Annotated in this window: 15 protein-coding genes; 12 read left to right on the forward strand and 3 right to left on the reverse strand. The window is 39.0% G+C overall.

The window, feature by feature from the left end; all coding sequences use genetic code 11:
• The first annotated feature begins 64 nt into the window (after window positions 1–64).
• The 3 genes from HT720_RS04250 to HT720_RS04260 are packed head-to-tail and all read left to right on the forward strand — an operon-like array spanning window position 65 to window position 2,627.
• The gene (locus HT720_RS04250) at window positions 65–790 is read left to right on the forward strand and encodes a CppA family protein (RefSeq protein WP_173274813.1); all 726 of its coding nucleotides are present in this window, start codon (window positions 65–67) and stop codon (window positions 788–790) included.
• On the forward strand, window positions 787–1,722 hold the full coding sequence (locus tag HT720_RS04255) for a serine hydrolase domain-containing protein (RefSeq protein WP_173274814.1): 936 nt from the start codon (window positions 787–789) through the stop codon (window positions 1,720–1,722). The genes HT720_RS04250 and HT720_RS04255 overlap by 4 nt, the downstream gene beginning before the upstream one ends.
• Before the next feature lie 8 nt (window positions 1,723–1,730).
• On the forward strand, window positions 1,731–2,627 hold the full coding sequence (locus HT720_RS04260; RefSeq protein ID WP_173274815.1) for a DMT family transporter: 897 nt from the start codon (window positions 1,731–1,733) through the stop codon (window positions 2,625–2,627).
• 42 nt (window positions 2,628–2,669) lie between these two features.
• Here HT720_RS04260 and HT720_RS04265 read toward each other — a convergent pair whose 3' ends face one another.
• The gene (locus HT720_RS04265; RefSeq protein ID WP_033683857.1) at window positions 2,670–3,368 is read right to left on the reverse strand and encodes a GntR family transcriptional regulator; all 699 of its coding nucleotides are present in this window, start codon (window positions 3,366–3,368) and stop codon (window positions 2,670–2,672) included.
• Between the two features lie 141 nt (window positions 3,369–3,509).
• Between HT720_RS04265 and guaA the strand changes: the two genes are divergently transcribed.
• Window positions 3,510–5,072, forward strand: coding sequence for a glutamine-hydrolyzing GMP synthase (gene guaA / locus HT720_RS04270; protein ID WP_012972538.1), 1,563 nt, complete (start codon window positions 3,510–3,512; stop codon window positions 5,070–5,072).
• A 91-nt stretch (window positions 5,073–5,163) separates the two neighbouring features.
• Window positions 5,164–5,994 carry a type II restriction endonuclease gene (locus HT720_RS04275; RefSeq protein ID WP_173213653.1) on the forward strand — a complete coding sequence of 277 codons (831 nt, stop codon included), beginning with the start codon at window positions 5,164–5,166 and terminating at the stop codon, window positions 5,992–5,994.
• 18 nt (window positions 5,995–6,012) lie between these two features.
• Here the strand turns inward: HT720_RS04275 and HT720_RS04280 are convergent, their stop codons facing one another.
• Window positions 6,013–6,927, reverse strand: a complete 915-nt coding sequence (locus tag HT720_RS04280; RefSeq protein WP_050242102.1) for a Dam family site-specific DNA-(adenine-N6)-methyltransferase — start codon at window positions 6,925–6,927, stop codon at window positions 6,013–6,015.
• A 1,097-nt stretch (window positions 6,928–8,024) separates the two neighbouring features.
• On the opposite strand from HT720_RS04280, the gene HT720_RS04285 reads away from it, so the two are divergent.
• From HT720_RS04285 to HT720_RS04305, 5 genes are all read left to right on the forward strand, one after another.
• On the forward strand, window positions 8,025–9,311 hold the full coding sequence (locus HT720_RS04285) for a U32 family peptidase (protein WP_050389893.1): 1,287 nt from the start codon (window positions 8,025–8,027) through the stop codon (window positions 9,309–9,311).
• A gap of 265 nt (window positions 9,312–9,576) precedes the next feature.
• Window positions 9,577–11,037, forward strand: a complete 1,461-nt coding sequence (locus HT720_RS04290; RefSeq protein ID WP_173274816.1) for a nicotinate phosphoribosyltransferase — start codon at window positions 9,577–9,579, stop codon at window positions 11,035–11,037.
• Window positions 11,034–11,858 carry an ammonia-dependent NAD(+) synthetase gene (gene nadE / locus HT720_RS04295; RefSeq protein ID WP_173274817.1) on the forward strand — a complete coding sequence of 275 codons (825 nt, stop codon included), beginning with the start codon at window positions 11,034–11,036 and terminating at the stop codon, window positions 11,856–11,858. The genes HT720_RS04290 and nadE overlap by 4 nt, the downstream gene beginning before the upstream one ends.
• A 157-nt stretch (window positions 11,859–12,015) precedes the next feature.
• Window positions 12,016–12,567, forward strand: coding sequence for a GNAT family N-acetyltransferase (locus HT720_RS04300; protein ID WP_173274818.1), 552 nt, complete (start codon window positions 12,016–12,018; stop codon window positions 12,565–12,567).
• Window positions 12,568–13,165: 598 nt separating this feature from the next.
• On the forward strand, window positions 13,166–15,016 hold the full coding sequence (locus tag HT720_RS04305) for a PspC-related protein choline-binding protein 1 (RefSeq protein WP_173274819.1): 1,851 nt from the start codon (window positions 13,166–13,168) through the stop codon (window positions 15,014–15,016).
• A 653-nt stretch (window positions 15,017–15,669) separates the two neighbouring features.
• On the opposite strand, the gene queA is transcribed toward HT720_RS04305, so the two are convergent.
• The gene (gene queA / locus HT720_RS04310) at window positions 15,670–16,698 is read right to left on the reverse strand and encodes a tRNA preQ1(34) S-adenosylmethionine ribosyltransferase-isomerase QueA (RefSeq protein WP_173274821.1); all 1,029 of its coding nucleotides are present in this window, start codon (window positions 16,696–16,698) and stop codon (window positions 15,670–15,672) included.
• Between the two features lie 150 nt (window positions 16,699–16,848).
• Here queA and HT720_RS04315 point away from each other — a divergent pair, with 150 nt between their 5' ends.
• A complete protein-coding gene (locus tag HT720_RS04315; RefSeq protein ID WP_173274820.1) occupies window positions 16,849–17,556 on the forward strand; it encodes a glucosamine-6-phosphate deaminase in 708 nt (235 codons plus the stop codon).
• Window positions 17,557–17,695: 139 nt separating this feature from the next.
• A complete protein-coding gene (gene rpsU / locus HT720_RS04320; protein WP_000048054.1) occupies window positions 17,696–17,872 on the forward strand; it encodes a 30S ribosomal protein S21 in 177 nt (58 codons plus the stop codon).
• Window positions 17,873–17,982 lie beyond the last annotated feature (110 nt).

Here is a 17,982-nt window from a genome sequence, read left to right on the forward strand (position 1 = left end):
TTTGAGCATAATATCTTGTAAAAAATTCTAAAATCCTTTAAAATAAAAAGTGACGGAGGAATTTATGAATGTAAATCAGATTGTACGGATTATTCCTACTTTAAAAGTTAATAATAGAAAATTAAATGAAACATTTTATATTGAAACCCTTGGTATGAAGGTCTTGTTAGAGGAGTCAGCCTTTCTGTCACTAGGTGATCAAACAGGTCTTGAGAAGCTGGTTTTGGAAGAAGCTCCCAGTATGCGTACTCGTAAGGTAGAGGGAAGAAAAAAACTGGCCAGATTGATTATCAAGGTGGAAAATCCCTTGGAAATCGAAGGACTCTTATCTAAGACAGATTCGATTCATCGATTATATAAGGGGCAAAATGGCTACGCTTTTGAAATTTTTTCACCAGAAGATGATTTGATTTTGATTCATGCGGAAGATGACAGAGCAAGTCTAGTAGAAGTAGGAGAAAAGCCAGAATTTCAAACAGATCTGGAGTCAATTTCTTTAAGTAAATTTGAGATTTCTATGGAATTACATCTCCCAACTGATGTCGATAGTTTCTTGGAGTCATCTGAAGTTGGAGAATCACTTGATTTTATCCCAGCTCAGGGTCAAGATTTGACTGTGAACAATACGGTTACTTGGGACTTATCTATGCTCAAGTTCTTGGTCAATGAACTAGATATAGCAAGTCTTCGCCAGAAATTTGAGTCTACCGAATATTTTATTCCTAAGTCTGAAAAATTCTTCCTTGGAAAAGATAGAAATAATGTTGAATTGTGGTTTGAAGAAGTATGAAGCGGACCAAGATTATTAAAAAAATAGAAGAACAAATCGAGGCAGGGATTTATCCCGGAGCCTCTTTTGCATATTTTAAGGACAATCAATGGACGGAGGTCTATTTAGGCCAGAGGGACCCAGAGCATGGCTTGCAGACAGAGGCAGGACTTGTTTATGACCTAGCTAGTGTCAGCAAGGTTGTTGGGGTTGGTACTGTTTTTACCTTCTTGTGGGAAAAAGGTCAATTGGATATTGACAGACCGGTAATAGATTTTTTACCTGAGAGTGATTATCCAGACATCACTATTCGCCAGCTCTTAACCCATGCTACGGATCTTGATCCGTTTATTCTCAATCGTGATCTTTTAACAGCTTCTGAATTAAAGGAAGCGATGTTTCATCTCAATAGACGAAATCAGCCAGCCTTTCTTTATTCGGATGTCCATTTTTTGCTTTTGGGCTTTATTTTGGAAAGAATCTTTAATCAAGACTTGGATGTGATTTTACAAGAACAAGTCTGGAATCTTTGGGGAATGAATGAAACCCAGTTTGGGCCGGTTGAGCTTGCTGTTCCAACAGTCAGAGGTGTAGAGGCAGGTCTGGTACATGATCCCAAGGCTCGCCTCCTGGGCAGACATGCAGGTAGTGCTGGTTTGTTTTCGACTGTAAAGGATTTACAAATCTTTTTAGAACACTATTTAGCAGATGATTTTGCAAGAGATTTGAGTCAAAATTTTTCTCCTTTGGATGATAAGGAACGTTCTTTGGCATGGAATTTGGAGGGAGATTGGCTAGACCATACGGGCTATACGGGTACCTTTATCATGTGGAATCGTCAGAAGCAAGAAGCGGCCATTTTCCTATCGAATCGTACCTATGAAAAGGATGAGAGGGCTCAGTGGATTATAGACCGCAATCAAGTGATGGACTTGATTCGTAAAGAAGAGTAAGGAGAGACATGTCAAACAGTTTAAAAGGGACTTTATTAACAGTTGTGGCTGGGATTGCTTGGGGCTTGTCAGGAACGAGTGGCCAATACCTGATGGCACACGGAATTTCGGCTTTGGTCTTGACCAACTTGCGTCTTTTAATCGCCGGTGGGATTCTTATGCTCTTGGCTTATGCTACTGCAAAGGATAAAATGCTGACCTTTTTAAAGGATAGAAAGAGTTTGCTGCCTCTTCTTCTTTTTGCTCTAATTGGTCTATTTCTCAACCAATTTGCCTATCTAACCGCTATTCAGGAGACCAATGCAGGAACCGCAACAGTGCTTCAGTATGTTTGTCCTGTCGGGATTTTGATTTATAGCTGTATCAAGGATAAGGTGGCGCCAACACTGGGAGAGATTGTTTCTATCATATTAGCCATTGGAGGAACCTTCCTGATCGCCACTCATGGGCAGTTAGACCAGTTATCTATGACACCTGCAGGTCTGTTCTGGGGGCTCTTTTCTGCTCTGACTTACGCCATGTATATCATTTTGCCCATAGCCTTGATTAAGAAGTGGGGGAGCAGTTTGGTCATTGGTGTGGGAATGGTCATAGCAGGTTTGGTCGCCCTTCCTTTTACAGGGGTTCTACAGGCCGCTATCCCGACTAGTCTTGATTTTCTCCTTGCTTTTGCGGGTATTATTCTTATCGGAACTGTCTTTGCCTATACAGCTTTCCTTAAAGGAGCCAGTCTGATAGGACCGGTCAAGTCAAGCTTGTTGGCTTCAATTGAGCCAATATCGGCGGTTTTCTTTGCCTTCTTAATCATGAATGAACAATTTTATCCCATTGATTTTCTTGGTATGGCAATGATATTGTTTGCTGTAACTCTGATTTCGTTGAAAGATTTACTCTTAGAAAAATAAAAAAGACTCTTTGTCCGTGACAGAGAGTTTTTGCGTAGTAATCTAATTATTTTCAAGATAAAATTCAAAACGTTCGCCTACATATTGACTTTTTACGTATTCAAAAGCAGTACCATCTTCTAGGTAAGAAACCTGAGTTAAACCAAGAATAGCATGTCCTTTTTCAACTTCCAAATAGTGGGCAATTTTTTCTTTAGCAAGGCGAGCATAGATGGTCTGATGTGATTTACCGATACGGTAGCCGTGTTTTTGTAGAGTCTGGAAGAAATGGCTAGTGATTTCTTCTTTTTTAAAGTCCTTAATGAATTTCTCAGGAATAGAAGCAACTTCATAAACCAGAGGGACTTGGTCGGCATAGCGGACCCGTTCCATTCGGATAATATTTTCCGTTGGAGAAATGCCTAACTTGGCAACTTCCTGCTCATTGGGAATGGTTTTTCTGTAGGAAATGAGCTGGCTAGAGGGTACTTTACCTTGGGACTTAACAATTTCAGTAAAACTGGTTGTCCCTCGCATCTTTTCTTGTACACGTGTACTGGATACAAAGGTGCCGCTTCCTACACGGCGCTCTAAGACGCCTTCTTCGACTAATAGAGATACGGCTTGGCGGAGGGTCATGCGGCTGACCGCAAACTGCTCTGCTAAATCTCGTTCACTGGGAAGCCTCTCCCCAATAGCCCAACGATGTTCGTCAATATCCTTTTTAATCTGATCATGGATTTTCATATAAGCGGGTAGCATATTTTTCACTTCATTTCTATCTTTTCTCTATTGTACCCTAATAAACTAGAAAAAGTCAATCTTCGCCTTGTTTAGTTGGTAATTCACCCTTATTTGTGATAGAATATTGAAAAAAGATATTTCTTTTGAGAAAGGAAAAAGATGAGCAACATATCAACTGATTTGCAAGATGTAGAAAAAATCATCGTATTGGACTATGGTAGCCAATACAACCAGCTGATTTCACGCCGTATCCGTGAGATTGGTGTTTTTTCAGAACTAAAAAGCCATAAAATTTCAGCTGCTGAAGTTCGTGAAATCAATCCTGTAGGAATTATCCTATCAGGTGGTCCAAACTCTGTATACGAAGATGGTTCATTTGATATTGACCCAGAAATCTTCGAACTCGGAATTCCTATTTTGGGAATTTGTTATGGTATGCAGTTATTGACCCATAAACTTGGAGGAAAAGTTGTTCCTGCAGGTGACGCTGGGAATCGTGAATACGGTCAATCAACCCTAACTCACACACCATCAGCGCTTTTTGAATCAACACCTGATGAACAAACTGTATTGATGAGCCATGGTGATGCAGTTACTGAAATTCCTTCTGACTTTGTTCGTACAGGTACATCAGCTGACTGCCCATACGCAGCTATCGAAAACCCAGATAAACACATTTACGGTATCCAGTTCCACCCAGAAGTTCGTCATTCTGTATACGGAAATGATATCCTTCGTAACTTTGCCCTTAACATTTGTAAGGCTAAAGGCGACTGGTCAATGGATAACTTCATCGACATGCAGATTCAAAAAATTCGTGAGACTGTCGGCGATAAACGTGTCCTTCTTGGTCTATCAGGTGGAGTTGACTCATCTGTCGTTGGGGTTCTTCTCCAAAAAGCGATTGGCGATCAATTGATCTGTATCTTCGTAGACCATGGTCTTCTTCGTAAAGGAGAAGCTGATCAAGTTATGGATATGCTTGGTGGTAAGTTTGGTTTGAATATCGTCAAAGCAGACGCTGCTAAACGTTTCCTTGATAAACTTGCTGGCGTTTCTGACCCTGAACAAAAACGTAAAATCATCGGTAACGAGTTTGTCTATGTCTTTGATGACGAGGCAAGCAAGCTCAAAGATGTGAAATTCCTTGCTCAAGGTACTTTATATACAGATGTTATCGAGTCTGGTACGGATACAGCTCAAACTATCAAGTCACACCACAACGTGGGTGGTCTTCCAGAAGACATGCAATTTGAATTGATTGAACCACTCAACACTCTCTATAAAGACGAAGTTCGTGCCCTTGGTACAGAGCTTGGTATGCCAGACCATATCGTATGGCGCCAACCATTCCCAGGACCAGGACTTGCTATCCGTGTCATGGGTGAAATAACTGAGGAGAAACTGGAAACTGTTCGTGAGTCAGACGCTATCCTTCGTGAAGAAATTGCAAAGGCTGGTCTTGACCGCGATATCTGGCAATACTTCACTGTTAACACAGGTGTTCGTTCAGTTGGTGTTATGGGTGACGGTCGTACGTATGACTATACAATTGCAATCCGTGCCATCACCTCTATTGATGGTATGACTGCTGACTTTGCCAAAATTCCTTGGGATGTCCTTCAAAAAATCTCTGTTCGTATCGTAAATGAAGTAGATCACGTTAACCGTATCGTCTACGATATTACAAGTAAACCACCTGCAACTGTTGAGTGGGAGTAAGAAAAATTACAATAAAAAGGCTTTGAAATCAATGTTTCAGAGCCTTTAATTAAATAATCGCAAACAATTCGCAAACAAAGGAGCTGAGTAAATGACACCTTATACAGATAAAATAATTGATACTATTGCTAAGTATTTACCAAAAAATGAAAATGAATGGGAACTCGTTGGTTTTATAAACAAAAAGAAGGAAATCTACACGTTTGGGAGTGATTCAAAGATTATAGGTAGATTGTTTGAAGTTATAGCTTTCGAAGCATTGCAACGTTCAGCCAATGAATTGGGCTATACTTTACATGAATCTGAAAAACAAACTGTATACCCTGATTTTTATTTTAAAAAGCAAGATGGGCGAAAAATTGCCATCGATATAAAAACTACTTACAGAAGAAGCGAAAATACGAAATTTGGCTTTACTGGAGGTAGTTTTACAAGTTTTATGAGAAATGGAACAAAGAATATTGTAGGTCATTACTCTGATTATGACGGTCATTATATTTTAGGTGTTGTCTATACTCGAGAGACGAAACCAACTACTGGAAAAGTTAATTTTGAGAAATTAGATTCTATAATTCCTGCATATAAAAATATAGAAATGTTTGTTCAAGAAAAGTATAGAATATGTGGTGATAAGAAAGGTAGTGGAAATACCGATAATATTGGAACAATTACTTCAACATCCATTAAGCCTTTTGTTTATGGTGCAGGCCCTTTCTCCGTTTTAGGAGATGATGTGTTTAAAGATTATTGGAAACATTACCCAAGATATACTGATACCCAAAAGGTAAAACAATCTTTATATAATAATCTTGAAGGATATTTTGATTGGCTTTCTAAAACAGATGAACCTAAATCGCTAGAATTAAAACAATTATATTCAGATTATCTATCTCAGTACGAGGAAACATTTGATAAAAAATAGAGCAGTTCGCTCTATTTTTTATATTTCAAAAAGGCTAATTTGCTCTTGTTCAGGATGCACTTCATTTAGGTTTGAATTAGATTCACTTATTACTAGGGCTTCTATCATTTTATTTCGATTAGATTCCTTTGCTCCTAAGTGATAAAAATGTTCAGTAGTTAACAACTTTCCATCCGTCCATTTTTCCATGTGGGTATTTTTTCTATACTGATTTTCGTACCACATACTAAAGGCGTATCCTGCTTTTCCTTTTTGAGTAAGTTCTGCGAGTAATGTCGCGTATTCTTCACTCCAAGAATCATAATATCCATCATATCGATCAATGTACGGAGGGTCTAAATAAACAAAGTCATTTTCTCCCATCATCTCAAATGCTTTAGTGAAAGGAATACAGATAAATTCCCAATCTTTACCCTTCATTATTTTTTCAATCCATGAAACTTGATTTACAATTTTTGTAATCAATGCTTTTTGAAATCTCTCTGGTTTTCGTCCAAAAGGAACATTATAATTACCTTTATTATTAAAACGTATCATTCCATTAAAATTGGAACGTTGTAAAAATAAAAAATCTAAAGAGCTATGTTCTTTATTAAATCTATCTCTAACTTCATAGTAATAAGATGTCTTATCAGCCGGAGTACTAGATAATTTAGTTGCTTCATTTTCTAAAAAAGTTCTAACTGTTTGAGCAGTAATCTTCTTTGATTGAATATCTTTGTAAAATTGAATGATATAGGGATTGGTGTCACTAAAAATAGCCTTCTGTGGTTCTAAATTAAAACCTACTACACCAGATCCCATAAATGGTTCAAAGTATGTTCCTTTACCATCCCACTTTATTGATTCAGCAATAAATGGAACTAATTTAGTTTTTATTCCTTGGATTTTAATAGGTGGTACTTTAGGTGTGATAATTTTTTTAGGTAACAATTGTAATTCTCCTCCCCTACTATATGTATTCTATTATAGCATTTTTTATACTTTTTTCTTCAAAAACTGATTATAAACTTCTCCTCTTCCTAAAATGTAAAGTTAAACGCATAAAATATTTAACACTACAAAAAATAGTCAAATAAATGTATTCTGCATTAAAAATTGATCTAAGCATTGTTGAACCTTCTTTATATAATTTCAGTGTTGTAATTATTTCACGCCACTGTTATAAAATAAGTGTCGTGTTTTGTCGACACATAAAATTGAAATAAAAAAATAGGCTTGAAGCCTAAATTTTTCCGTGACGCACTAAAAGAGAACCCCTCACTATCATTCTGATAACAAAAGAAGTGGTTACATAATTTGTTTCTGTATATAGAGGTAAAATCTTTTTTAACTCAGCAATATCATCAATAGTAGTTTGATTTACTTGTAAATCAGTTCGAGTTTTTGGGGCACTTCGTTCTTCAACTTGAGACCCAAATTTTAATACTTTATCCCAGTTTTGTTCAGCAGTAATTTTTTTAGAATCTAAATAAGCTTGATTTACGACAAACCCATTAGTAAGATGAAGATTATCAAATTCTCCAGTTGCTTTTATTTCTTTTTTTAGAGCATCGATACTATTTCGTGTTTCTATTGCTAGTCTAACAGCTAATCTTACTATATCACCACCTTTTTATTACTAATACTATTATACAAAAAATGTTGTGTTTTTGTTACACATTAATTTCAACTCTGTAAACAATAGAAATTAATTCTAATAAATTCTTATAAAAATAACTAGTATAAATCCTTAATTTTAAACTATATCAAACCTTATCAATTTAGAAAACAATAGAATGGGAATAGTCATCTAAGGACTAATTTATGTAGTTTAATGAGCCAGTATCTTTGGGTACTGGTTCTTACTTTTCTAGACTTTTTGACTACCTGTTAAAACTGGGTTAATTTTCGACAGTTTAACAGTTATTATGCAAAGTTTAAAAGATTAGAATTGTCAAAACAATCTGTCTAGGCTTGATTTTATGGCTTATTTACTATAAAATGAGAAGGAAAAACGTCAAACTTTTATATTGCAAATAGGAGAAAACATGACAAAAACATTAAAACGTCCTGAGGTTTTATCACCTGCAGGGACTTTAGAGAAGCTAAAAGTAGCTGTTCAGTATGGAGCAGATGCTGTCTTTATTGGCGGTCAGGCCTATGGTCTTCGTAGCCGTGCCGGAAACTTTACCTTTGAACAGATGGAAGAAGGTGTCCAGTTTGCGGCCAAGTATGGTGCTAAGGTTTATGTGGCTGCCAACATGGTTATGCATGAAGGAAATGAAGCTGGTGCTGGTGAGTGGTTTCGTAAACTGCGTGATATTGGGATTGCAGCAGTTATCGTGTCTGACCCAGCCTTGATTATGATTGCAGCAACAGAAGCACCAGGTCTTGAAATCCACCTTTCCACTCAAGCCAGTGCGACTAACTATGAAACCCTTGAGTTCTGGAAAGAACTGGGCTTGACTCGTGTCGTTTTGGCGCGTGAGGTTTCAATGGAAGAATTGGCAGAAATCCGCAAACGTACAGATGTTGAGATTGAAGCCTTTGTCCATGGAGCTATGTGTATTTCATACTCTGGTCGTTGTACTCTTTCAAACCACATGAGTATGCGTGATGCTAACCGTGGTGGTTGCTCTCAATCTTGCCGTTGGAAATACGACCTTTACGATATGCCATTTGGGAAAGAACGCAAGAGTTTGAAGGGTGAGATTCCAGAAGAATTTTCAATGTCAGCCGTTGATATGTCTATGATTGACCATATCCCAGATATGATTGAAAATGGAGTGGACAGTCTTAAGATTGAAGGGCGTATGAAGTCTATTCACTACGTATCAACAGTAACCAACTGCTACAAGGCGGCTGTGGATGCCTATCTTGAAAGTCCTGAAAAGTTTGAATCTATCAAACAAGACTTGGTGGACGAGATGTGGAAGGTTGCCCAACGTGAATTGGCTACAGGATTTTACTATGGTACACCATCTGAAAATGAACAGTTATTTGGTGCTCGTCGTAAAATTCCTGAGTACAAGTTTGTCGCTGAAGTGGTTTCTTATGATGATGCGACACAAACAGCAACTATTCGTCAACGGAACGTTATTAACGAAGGCGACCAAGTTGAGTTTTATGGTCCAGGTTTCCGTCATTTTGAAACGTATATCGAAGATTTACATGATGCCAAAGGCAATAAAATCGACCGCGCTCCAAATCCAATGGAACTCTTGACTATTAAAGTCCCACAACCTGTTCAAGCTGGAGATATGGTTCGAGCTCTTAAAGAGGGTCTCATCAATCTTTATAAGGAAGATGGAACCAGCGTCACAGTTCGTGCTTAATGTAGTTGTTTAGTTTTAAAAAATTATGCAAAGCTCCATATAGAACACTTAAACGACATTAAAGAATGGCGAAATCCCTTGATGTGCAAGGGATTAGCTGTCCTTTTTTATTTTTAAGTGATAAAGTATGGAGTCGAGAGTGGAGAATAGCTTGTTACTCTTTTCTCAATCCAGATAAAATGTGATATAATAGTACTAATTTATTGGAATACATGAAAGTTCTTGAAAATCTTCATGTGTTTCTAGCTAAGGAAGTAGGAAAAGTATGTATCCAGATGATAGTTTGACATTGCACACGGACTTGTACCAGATCAACATGATGCAGGTTTACTTTGACCAAGGGATTCACAATAAAAAGGCGGTCTTTGAGGTGTATTTCCGCCAGCAGCCTTTTAAAAATGGCTATGCAGTTTTTGCAGGTTTGGAAAGAATTGTGAGTTATCTTGAAGACCTGCGTTTTTCAGATTGTGATATTGCCTATTTGGAGTCGCTGGGCTATCATGGGGCATTCTTGGACTATCTCCGCAATTTCAAGTTGGAGTTGACCGTTCGTTCTGCCCAAGAAGGGGACTTGGTCTTTGCTAATGAACCGATTGTGCAAGTGGAAGGCCCTCTAGCTCAATGTCAGTTGGTCGAAACGGCCCTTTTGAACATCGTCAACTACCAGACATTAGTGGCGACTAAGGCAGCTCGTATTCGTTCAGTCATTGAAGATGAACCTTTAATGGAGTTTGGAACACGTCGGGCTCAAGAAATGGATGCGGCTATCTGGGGAACACGCGCAGCGGTGATTGGTGGCGCCAATGGAACCAGCAATGTGCGTGCGGGTAAACTCTTTGACATTCCTGTTTTGGGTACTCATGCCCATTCTTTGGTACAGGTTTATGGTAACGACTATGAGGCTTTCAAGGCTTACGCTGCGACCCATAAAAATTGCGTCTTTCTTGTGGATACCTATGACACCCTTCGCATCGGTGTGCCAGCGGCCATTCAGGTGGCGCGTGAGCTGGGTGACCAGATTAACTTTATGGGTGTGCGGATTGACTCTGGGGATATTGCCTACATTTCTAAGAAAGTCCGTCAGCAACTGGACGAGGCTGGATTTACAGAGGCTAAGATTTATGCTTCTAATGATCTAGATGAAAATACCATCCTCAACCTCAAGATGCAAAAGGCCAAGATTGATGTCTGGGGCGTGGGAACCAAGCTGATTACAGCCTATGACCAGCCAGCTCTGGGAGCAGTTTACAAGATTGTTGCAATCGAAGATGAAAATGGGAACATGCGCAATACGATTAAGCTGTCTAATAATGCGGAAAAAGTGTCTACGCCAGGTAAGAAGCAGGTGTGGCGCATTACCAGTCGTGAAAAGGGCAAGTCAGAAGGCGATTATATCACTTATGATGGCGTAGATGTTGCCAGCATGACAGAAATCAAGATGTTCCATCCGACCTATACTTACATCAAGAAGACCGTTCGTAATTTTGATGCTGTTCCTCTATTGGTGGATATTTTCAAGGACGGAAAATTGATTTACAATCTGCCTAGCTTGACTGAGATTCAGGCTTATGCCCGTAAGGAATTCGACAAGCTTTGGGATGAGTACAAGCGCGTGCTCAATCCGCAACATTATCCAGTAGATTTGGCGCGTGATGTATGGCAAGATAAGATGGACTTGATTGATAAGATGCGCAAGGAAGCCCTTGGTGAAGGAGAAGAAGAATGAGTTTGCAAGAAACGATTATCCAAGAGCTGGGTGTCAAACCGGTGATTGATGCTCAGGCAGAAATCCGTCTTTCTATTGATTTCTTAAAAAGATACCTGAAAAAACATCCCTTCCTAAAGACTTTTGTACTAGGAATTTCTGGAGGACAAGACTCAACCTTAACAGGTCGATTGGCTCAATTAACTATGGAAGAACTGCGAGTAGAAACGGGAGACGACAGCTACAAATTTATCGCTGTCCGCCTGCCATATGGAGTGCAAGCTGATGAAGCAGATGCTCAAAAAGCACTAGCCTTTATCCAGCCTGATGTCAGTTTAGTCGTCAATATTAAGGAATCAGCTGACGCTATGACAGCTGCAGTTGAAGCGACAGGTAGTCCTGTTTCAGACTTCAACAAGGGCAATATCAAGGCTCGTTGCCGTATGATTGCTCAGTATGCCCTTGCTGGTGCCCATAGCGGAGCGGTCATTGGAACAGACCATGCTGCGGAAAATATCACAGGTTTCTTTACCAAGTTTGGTGACGGTGGTGCAGATATTTTACCACTGTTCCGTCTCAATAAACGTCAAGGAAAACAACTATTGAAGGAACTTGGTGCAGACCCAGCCCTTTATGAAAAAATCCCAACAGCAGACCTAGAAGAAGACAAACCAGGCCTAGCTGACGAAGTAGCCCTAGGAGTCACTTATGAAGAGATTGACGACTACCTAGAAGGCAAAACAATCAGCTCAGAAGCTCAAACAACTATCGAAAATTGGTGGCACAAAGGCCAACACAAACGCCATCTACCAATCACCTTATTTGATGACTTTTGGGAGTGAAAACCTCCAGTGGAGGTTTTCAGCCTCTCACCTTGAAATAAGAAAGTGAGAGAAGGTCCAGTGGGCCTTTTTAGCTTATTACCTTGAAATTCAAAAGCAAAACAAATTTCAATGGAGACTGGACAGAGAATCATCTATCAGAAAGTGAGGTAGTATCGTGAAATCTATCGGTACACAAATATTACAAACAGAACGTTTAATCTTGAGAAGATTTGTGGAGAGTGATGCAGAAGCTATGTTTCAAAATTGGGCTTCGTCTGCTGAGAATCTAACCTACGTCACTTGGGATCCCCATCCTGATGTCGAGGTCACTCGAAACTCCATTCGAAATTGGGTTGCCTCCTATACCAATCCTAACTATTACAAATGGGCCATTTGTCTCAAAGAAAACCCAGAACAAGTGATAGGAGATATCAGCATCGTTAAGATAGACGAGGCTGATTTAAGTTGTGAAATCGGCTATGTGCTAGGCAAGGCTTACTGGGGACATGGGATTATGACAGAGGCCTTGAAAGCTATCTTGGACTTTTGTTTTACTCAAGTAGGTTTTCAAAAGGTCAGAGCTCGATATGCCAGTCTCAACCCAGCTTCAGGTCGTGTCATGGAGAAAGCAGGGATGTCCTATCTACAAACCATTGTTAATGGTGTAGAGAGAAAAGGCTATCTTGCGGATCTTATTTATTATCAGATAAGTAGGGAAGAATGTTGAATTCTCTTTTCTGTTTTCATTGAAGTCAACTATTTATTGTAAATATAATAATTGGCATCCCAAGTTTATTTGCAACTTTAAAATAGCATATTGATTAGTACAAGACAGATGTTCTAGTTCCTTCTTTAATCTTGTAACTAAGAGGGAGCTAATCGACTAGATTCTCCAGCCAAACAGGTGGTACTATGCTTTTTATAGTGTAATTCTAGCTGTTGTTAAATTTACAATAGAATTCTCTATCGAGTTAGAGAATTAAATTCCACCAATTTTATTTATGTTTTTCTATCAAAATATCTAACATTAAAATATTCTCATTCTGATGAACAAACTATTCGATTGCTACTGCATCGTTGTATAAAGAATGATGAAAGATGAGTGAAAATTATCAAGTTGGAATGTTTGTATCTAAATATATTAGCATGTATTTAGATAAGATGTCTGCAATTTTCTATATATGAGATTGATTACGATATAGTTGAAGTGTTAGTTCAATAATCAATATATTATTCTAAATTTATTTGATATATTAAAAATATTATTTAACATTTGCCAGAAAAGATGCTATACTAGAAGTAGTAACTTTTAGAAGGAGGATGTAATGGAAAAATTTAATACCAATAAGCGCTATGCATTACGTAAACTCGGAAAGATTTTTGGTTCTGTGATGGTCGGGCTAACTTTATTTTTAGGAGGAATCCTGAATACAAGTTTTGTTCATGCTGCTGATGGGATTCAATATGTCAGAGATGATACTAGAGATAAAGAAGAGGGAATAGAGTATGATGACGCTGATAATGGGGATATTATTGTAAAAGTAGCGACTAAACCTAAGGTAGTAACCAAGAAAATTTCAAGTACTCGAATTCGTTTTGAAAAAGATGAAACAAAAGACCGTAGTGAAAATCCTGTTACAATTGACGGAGAGGATGGCTATGTAACCACGACAAGGACCTACGATGTTGATTCAGAGACTGGTAAGGTCACAGAAAAGATTACTATAGACAGAAAAGAACCGACAGACACAGTTATCAAAGTTCCAGCCAAAAGCAAGGTTGAGCATAAAGTCCTTCCTACAAGTGTCATCCGTTATGAAAAAGATGAGAGTAGAGACCGAGGAGCTTCTATTGAGATGGTTGATGGAGAGGATGGCTATGTAACCACGACAAGGACCTACGATGTTGATTCAGAGACTGGTAAGGTCACAGAAAAGGTTACTGTAGACAGAAAAGAACCGACAGACACAGTTATCAAAGTTCCAGCCAAAAGCAAGGTTGAGCGTAAAGTCCTTCCTACAAGTGTCATCCGTTATGAAAAAGATGAGAGTAGAGACCGAGGAGCTTCTATTGAGATGGTTGACGGAGAGGATGGCTATGTAACCACGACAAGAACCTATGATGTTAATCCAGAGACTGGTAAGGTCACAGAAAAGGTTACTGTAGACAGAAAAGAACCGACAGACACAGTTATCAAAGTTCCAGCCAAAAGCAAGGTTGAAGAAGTTCTTGTTCCATTTGCTACTAAATATGAAGCAGACAATGACCTTTCTGCAGGACAGGAGCAAGAGATTACTCTAGGAAAGAATGGGAAAACAGTTACAACGATAACTTATGATGTAGATGGAAAGAGTGGACAAGTAACTGAGAGTACTTTAAGTCAAAAAGAAGACTCTCAAACACGAGTTGTTAAAAAAGGAACCAAGCCCCAAGTTCTTGTCCAAGAAATTCCAATCGAAACAGAGTATCTCGATGACCCAACTCTTGATAAGGGTCAAGAAGTAGAAGAAGCAGGAGAAATTGGTGAAATTACGCTTACTACAATTTATACTGTAGATGAACATGATGGAACAATTGAAGAAACTACTTCTCGTCAAATTACTAAAGAAATGGTAAAAAGACGTATAAGGAGAGGGACGAGAGAACCTGAAAAAGTTGTTGTTCCTGAGCAGTCATCTATTCCTTCGTATCCTGTATCTGTTACATCTAACCAAGGAACGGATGCAGCAGTAGAACCAGCTAAACCAGTTGCGCCAACAGGCTGGAAACAAGAAAATGGTATGTGGTATTTTTATAATACTGATGGTTCCATGGCAACGGGTTGGGTACAAGTGAATGGTTCATGGTACTACCTCAACTCTAATGGTTCCATGGTAACGGGTTGGGTACAAGTGAATGGTTCATGGTACTATCTCAACTCTAACGGTTCCATGGCAACAGGTTGGGAGCAAGTTGATGGTTCATGGTACTATCTAAACGATAATGGTTCCATGGAGACAGGTTGGCTACAAAATAATGGTTCATGGTACTACCTCAACAGCAACGGTTCTATGAAAGCCACTCAATGGTTCCAAGTTGGTGGTAAATGGTATTATGTAAATGCATCGGGTGAGCTAGCGGTCAATACAAGTATAGATGGTTATAGAGTCAATGATAATGGTGAATGGGTGCGTTAATAGATTCCTCCCTGCGACACAATTGATAATAGTATATCTGAATATATAATTATGTATAAAAAGCCATAGATAAGATCATCTTATAGCGACTATAAAAAAGTGAACAAGCCTAGTCTTCTGTACATTAGAATTCAGGTTTGTTCACTTTCTGTTTAATACTCAATGAAAATCAAAGAGCAAACTAGAAAACTAGTCGCAGGTTGCTCAAAGTACTGCTTTGAGGCTGTAGATAGAACTGACGAANNTTTTGAGGTTGTGGATGAAGTTGACGCGGTTTGAAGATATTTTCGAAGAGTATAAGTCTTTGATTTTGAGACTAAGGAGAGTCAGGGTCAAAGTAGTGAATGATTCTGAAACAACTCATAATAGTCTCTTGAGAGGACAGATAAGAGTAACAAATATGGTGCTACTCATGTGTCTTGCTTTTTGATTTACAAACAGCGAAGAAAATATAGGAAGCTGAAATAAAATATAGATGAAACAATTTGGAGAGTCAACGCAATATATGGCAATATTTTCGAAGCTAGGGGGAAGCATTTTAATTTCAATGTACTAGGCATCCTCTACAGCTAGCTAGAGTTTCAATTGTAGATGTTCTTTGAAATAATATCTTAGCGATTTATTGGTATTAGAAGATTTAGAGAAATTCTTTCTCAATAAATAAACATGGCATCGCCAAAACTAAAGAAGCGATAGTGTTCTTGGATGGCATGGTGGTAGGCATCTAAGACTAATTCACGGCCAGCAAAGGCAGAAACCAACATGACCAGAGTTGATTTTGGCAGATGGAAGTTGGTTGAAAAGGCATCCACGACCTTCCATTCATAGCCAGGTTTGATAAAGATATTGGTCCAGCCAGAATCTGCTTGGATTTGCCCATCAAACTTGGAACCAATAGTCTCCAAGGTGCGGATAGAAGTGGTTCCGACAGCGATGACGCGACCACCATTTTCCTTAACAGAGCGAAGGGTTGCAGCTGCTTCCTCAGAAAGTTGGTAAAATTCTGAGTGCATTTCGTGTTCGTCCAGATTGTCAACTGAAACGGGTCTAAAGGTTCCGAGTCCGACATGAAGAGTCAGATAGACTAGATGAACACCCTTAGCTTGGATTTCTGCCAGCAGCTCTTTGGTGAAGTGAAGACCAGCAGTTGGTGCTGCAGCAGAGCCACTTTCCTTGGCGTAAACAGTTTGATAGCGTTCGCGGTCATCCAGTTTTTCGTGGATATAAGGTGGCAGAGGCATTTCTCCCAGACTTTCCAAAACTTCTAGGAAAATTCCTTGGTATTCGAAGCGGACAATACGGCCCCCATGGGTCAATTCTTCTGTAACGACAGCGCTGAGGCGACCATCACCAAAGCTGACGCGAGTGCCAACCTTGAGGCGCTTGGCAGGTTTAGCCAGAACCTCCCACTCATCTCCAGTAGTATTTTTGAGTAGGAGAAGTTCCACATGACCTCCTGTCTCCTCTTTTTGACCATAGAGGCGAGCGGGGAGAACTCGGGTGTCGTTCATGACAAGGGCATCACCAGGTTCAAGCATATCAATAATAGAGTGGAAGTGTTTGTCCTGCATTGCTCCCGTCTCACGGTTGACAATGAGGAGTTTAGAGGCATCACGTTTTTCAAGGGGCGTTTGGGCAATCAATTCCTCGGGTAAGTGGAAATCAAAATCAGCTGTATTCATATATCTGTTCATTCTTTCTAAGTTCTAATCCTATCCATTATAACATGTTTCAAGTATAGTCGCTCTTTTTTTAGAAATTAAATCGTTTTCACTTGACAAAAATTGGTCTATACCATATAATAAATATAGACAGAAATGGAGGATGAAAAGATGAAAGTTATTAAAGTTGAAAACCAAGTTGAAGGTGGAAAAGTTGCTTTTGAGATTTTGAAGGAAAAATTGGCCAACGGAGCTCAAACCCTAGGACTTGCTACAGGAAGTAGCCCACTTGAATTTTACAAGGAAATTGTTGAGAGTGACCTCGATTTTTCAAATCTAACCAGTGTCAACCTTGATGAGTATGTAGGCCTTGATGGCGACAATCCTCAGTCTTATCGTCACTTCATGCAAGAAAACTTGTTCAACCAAAAACCATTTAAAGAAAGTTTCTTGCCTCGTGGTGTTAAGGACAATGCTGAAGCTGAAGTTGAACGCTACAACCAAATTTTGGCTGACCATCCAGTTGACCTGCAAATCTTGGGAATCGGTCGCAATGGACATATCGGATTTAATGAGCCTGGTACTCCATTTGACAGTCAAACGCATCTAGTAGAACTTGACCAGTCTACTATCGAAGCCAATGCGCGCTTCTTTGACAAGATTGAAGACGTCCCAACCCAAGCTATTTCAATGGGGATTAAAAACATTTTGGATGCCAAGTCTATTATTCTTTTTGCTTACGGTGAGTCGAAAGCAGAAGCCATTGCCGGAACAGTGTCTGGCCCAGTGACTGAGTCTCTACCAGCAAGTAGCTTGCAAAACCACCCTGATGTGACCATCATTGCAGATGCTGAAGCGCTCAGCTTACTTGAAAAATAAAAAAGCAATGTTCTATTGAACGCTTTCAACTCTTGTATAAATGTAAGAAAAAATCAAAATTAAACCGCATTTTTGCTTGACAATTATTCCTTTTACGTGTAGAATAAAATAGATATTGAACTTGAAGGGAGTGAAAAAAATGTCTAAAACAGTAGTACGTAAGAATGAATCTCTTGACGACGCACTTCGTCGTTTCAAACGTGCGGTTACTAAAGCTGGTACTCTTCAAGAAACACGCAAACGTGAATTCTATGAAAAACCTTCTGTAAAACGTAAACGTAAATCAGAAGCAGCTCGTAAACGTAAAAAATTCTAATTAGAAATGAAAGGCTAGAGAAATCTAGTCCTTTTTCTTTTAATACTCTTCGAAAATCTCTTCAAACCACGTCAACGTCGCCTTGCCGTAGATATGGTTACTGACTTCGT

Source organism: Streptococcus sp. 68 (genome assembly GCF_013277415.1).
GTDB lineage: Bacteria > Bacillota > Bacilli > Lactobacillales > Streptococcaceae > Streptococcus.

Coding starts and splice junctions, on each gene's coding strand:
- queA (WP_173274821.1), bottom strand. CDS start 16,698: ATGAATACAGCTGATTTTGATTTCCACTTACCCGAGGAATTGATTGCC.
- HT720_RS04265 (WP_033683857.1), bottom strand. CDS start 3,368: ATGCTACCCGCTTATATGAAAATCCATGATCAGATTAAAAAGGATATT.
- guaA (WP_012972538.1), top strand. CDS start 3,510: ATGAGCAACATATCAACTGATTTGCAAGATGTAGAAAAAATCATCGTA.
- rpsU (WP_000048054.1), top strand. CDS start 17,696: ATGTCTAAAACAGTAGTACGTAAGAATGAATCTCTTGACGACGCACTT.
- HT720_RS04315 (WP_173274820.1), top strand. CDS start 16,849: ATGAAAGTTATTAAAGTTGAAAACCAAGTTGAAGGTGGAAAAGTTGCT.
- HT720_RS04305 (WP_173274819.1), top strand. CDS start 13,166: ATGGAAAAATTTAATACCAATAAGCGCTATGCATTACGTAAACTCGGA.
- HT720_RS04275 (WP_173213653.1), top strand. CDS start 5,164: ATGACACCTTATACAGATAAAATAATTGATACTATTGCTAAGTATTTA.
- HT720_RS04285 (WP_050389893.1), top strand. CDS start 8,025: ATGACAAAAACATTAAAACGTCCTGAGGTTTTATCACCTGCAGGGACT.
- HT720_RS04250 (WP_173274813.1), top strand. CDS start 65: ATGAATGTAAATCAGATTGTACGGATTATTCCTACTTTAAAAGTTAAT.
- nadE (WP_173274817.1), top strand. CDS start 11,034: ATGAGTTTGCAAGAAACGATTATCCAAGAGCTGGGTGTCAAACCGGTG.
- HT720_RS04255 (WP_173274814.1), top strand. CDS start 787: ATGAAGCGGACCAAGATTATTAAAAAAATAGAAGAACAAATCGAGGCA.
- HT720_RS04260 (WP_173274815.1), top strand. CDS start 1,731: ATGTCAAACAGTTTAAAAGGGACTTTATTAACAGTTGTGGCTGGGATT.
- HT720_RS04290 (WP_173274816.1), top strand. CDS start 9,577: ATGTATCCAGATGATAGTTTGACATTGCACACGGACTTGTACCAGATC.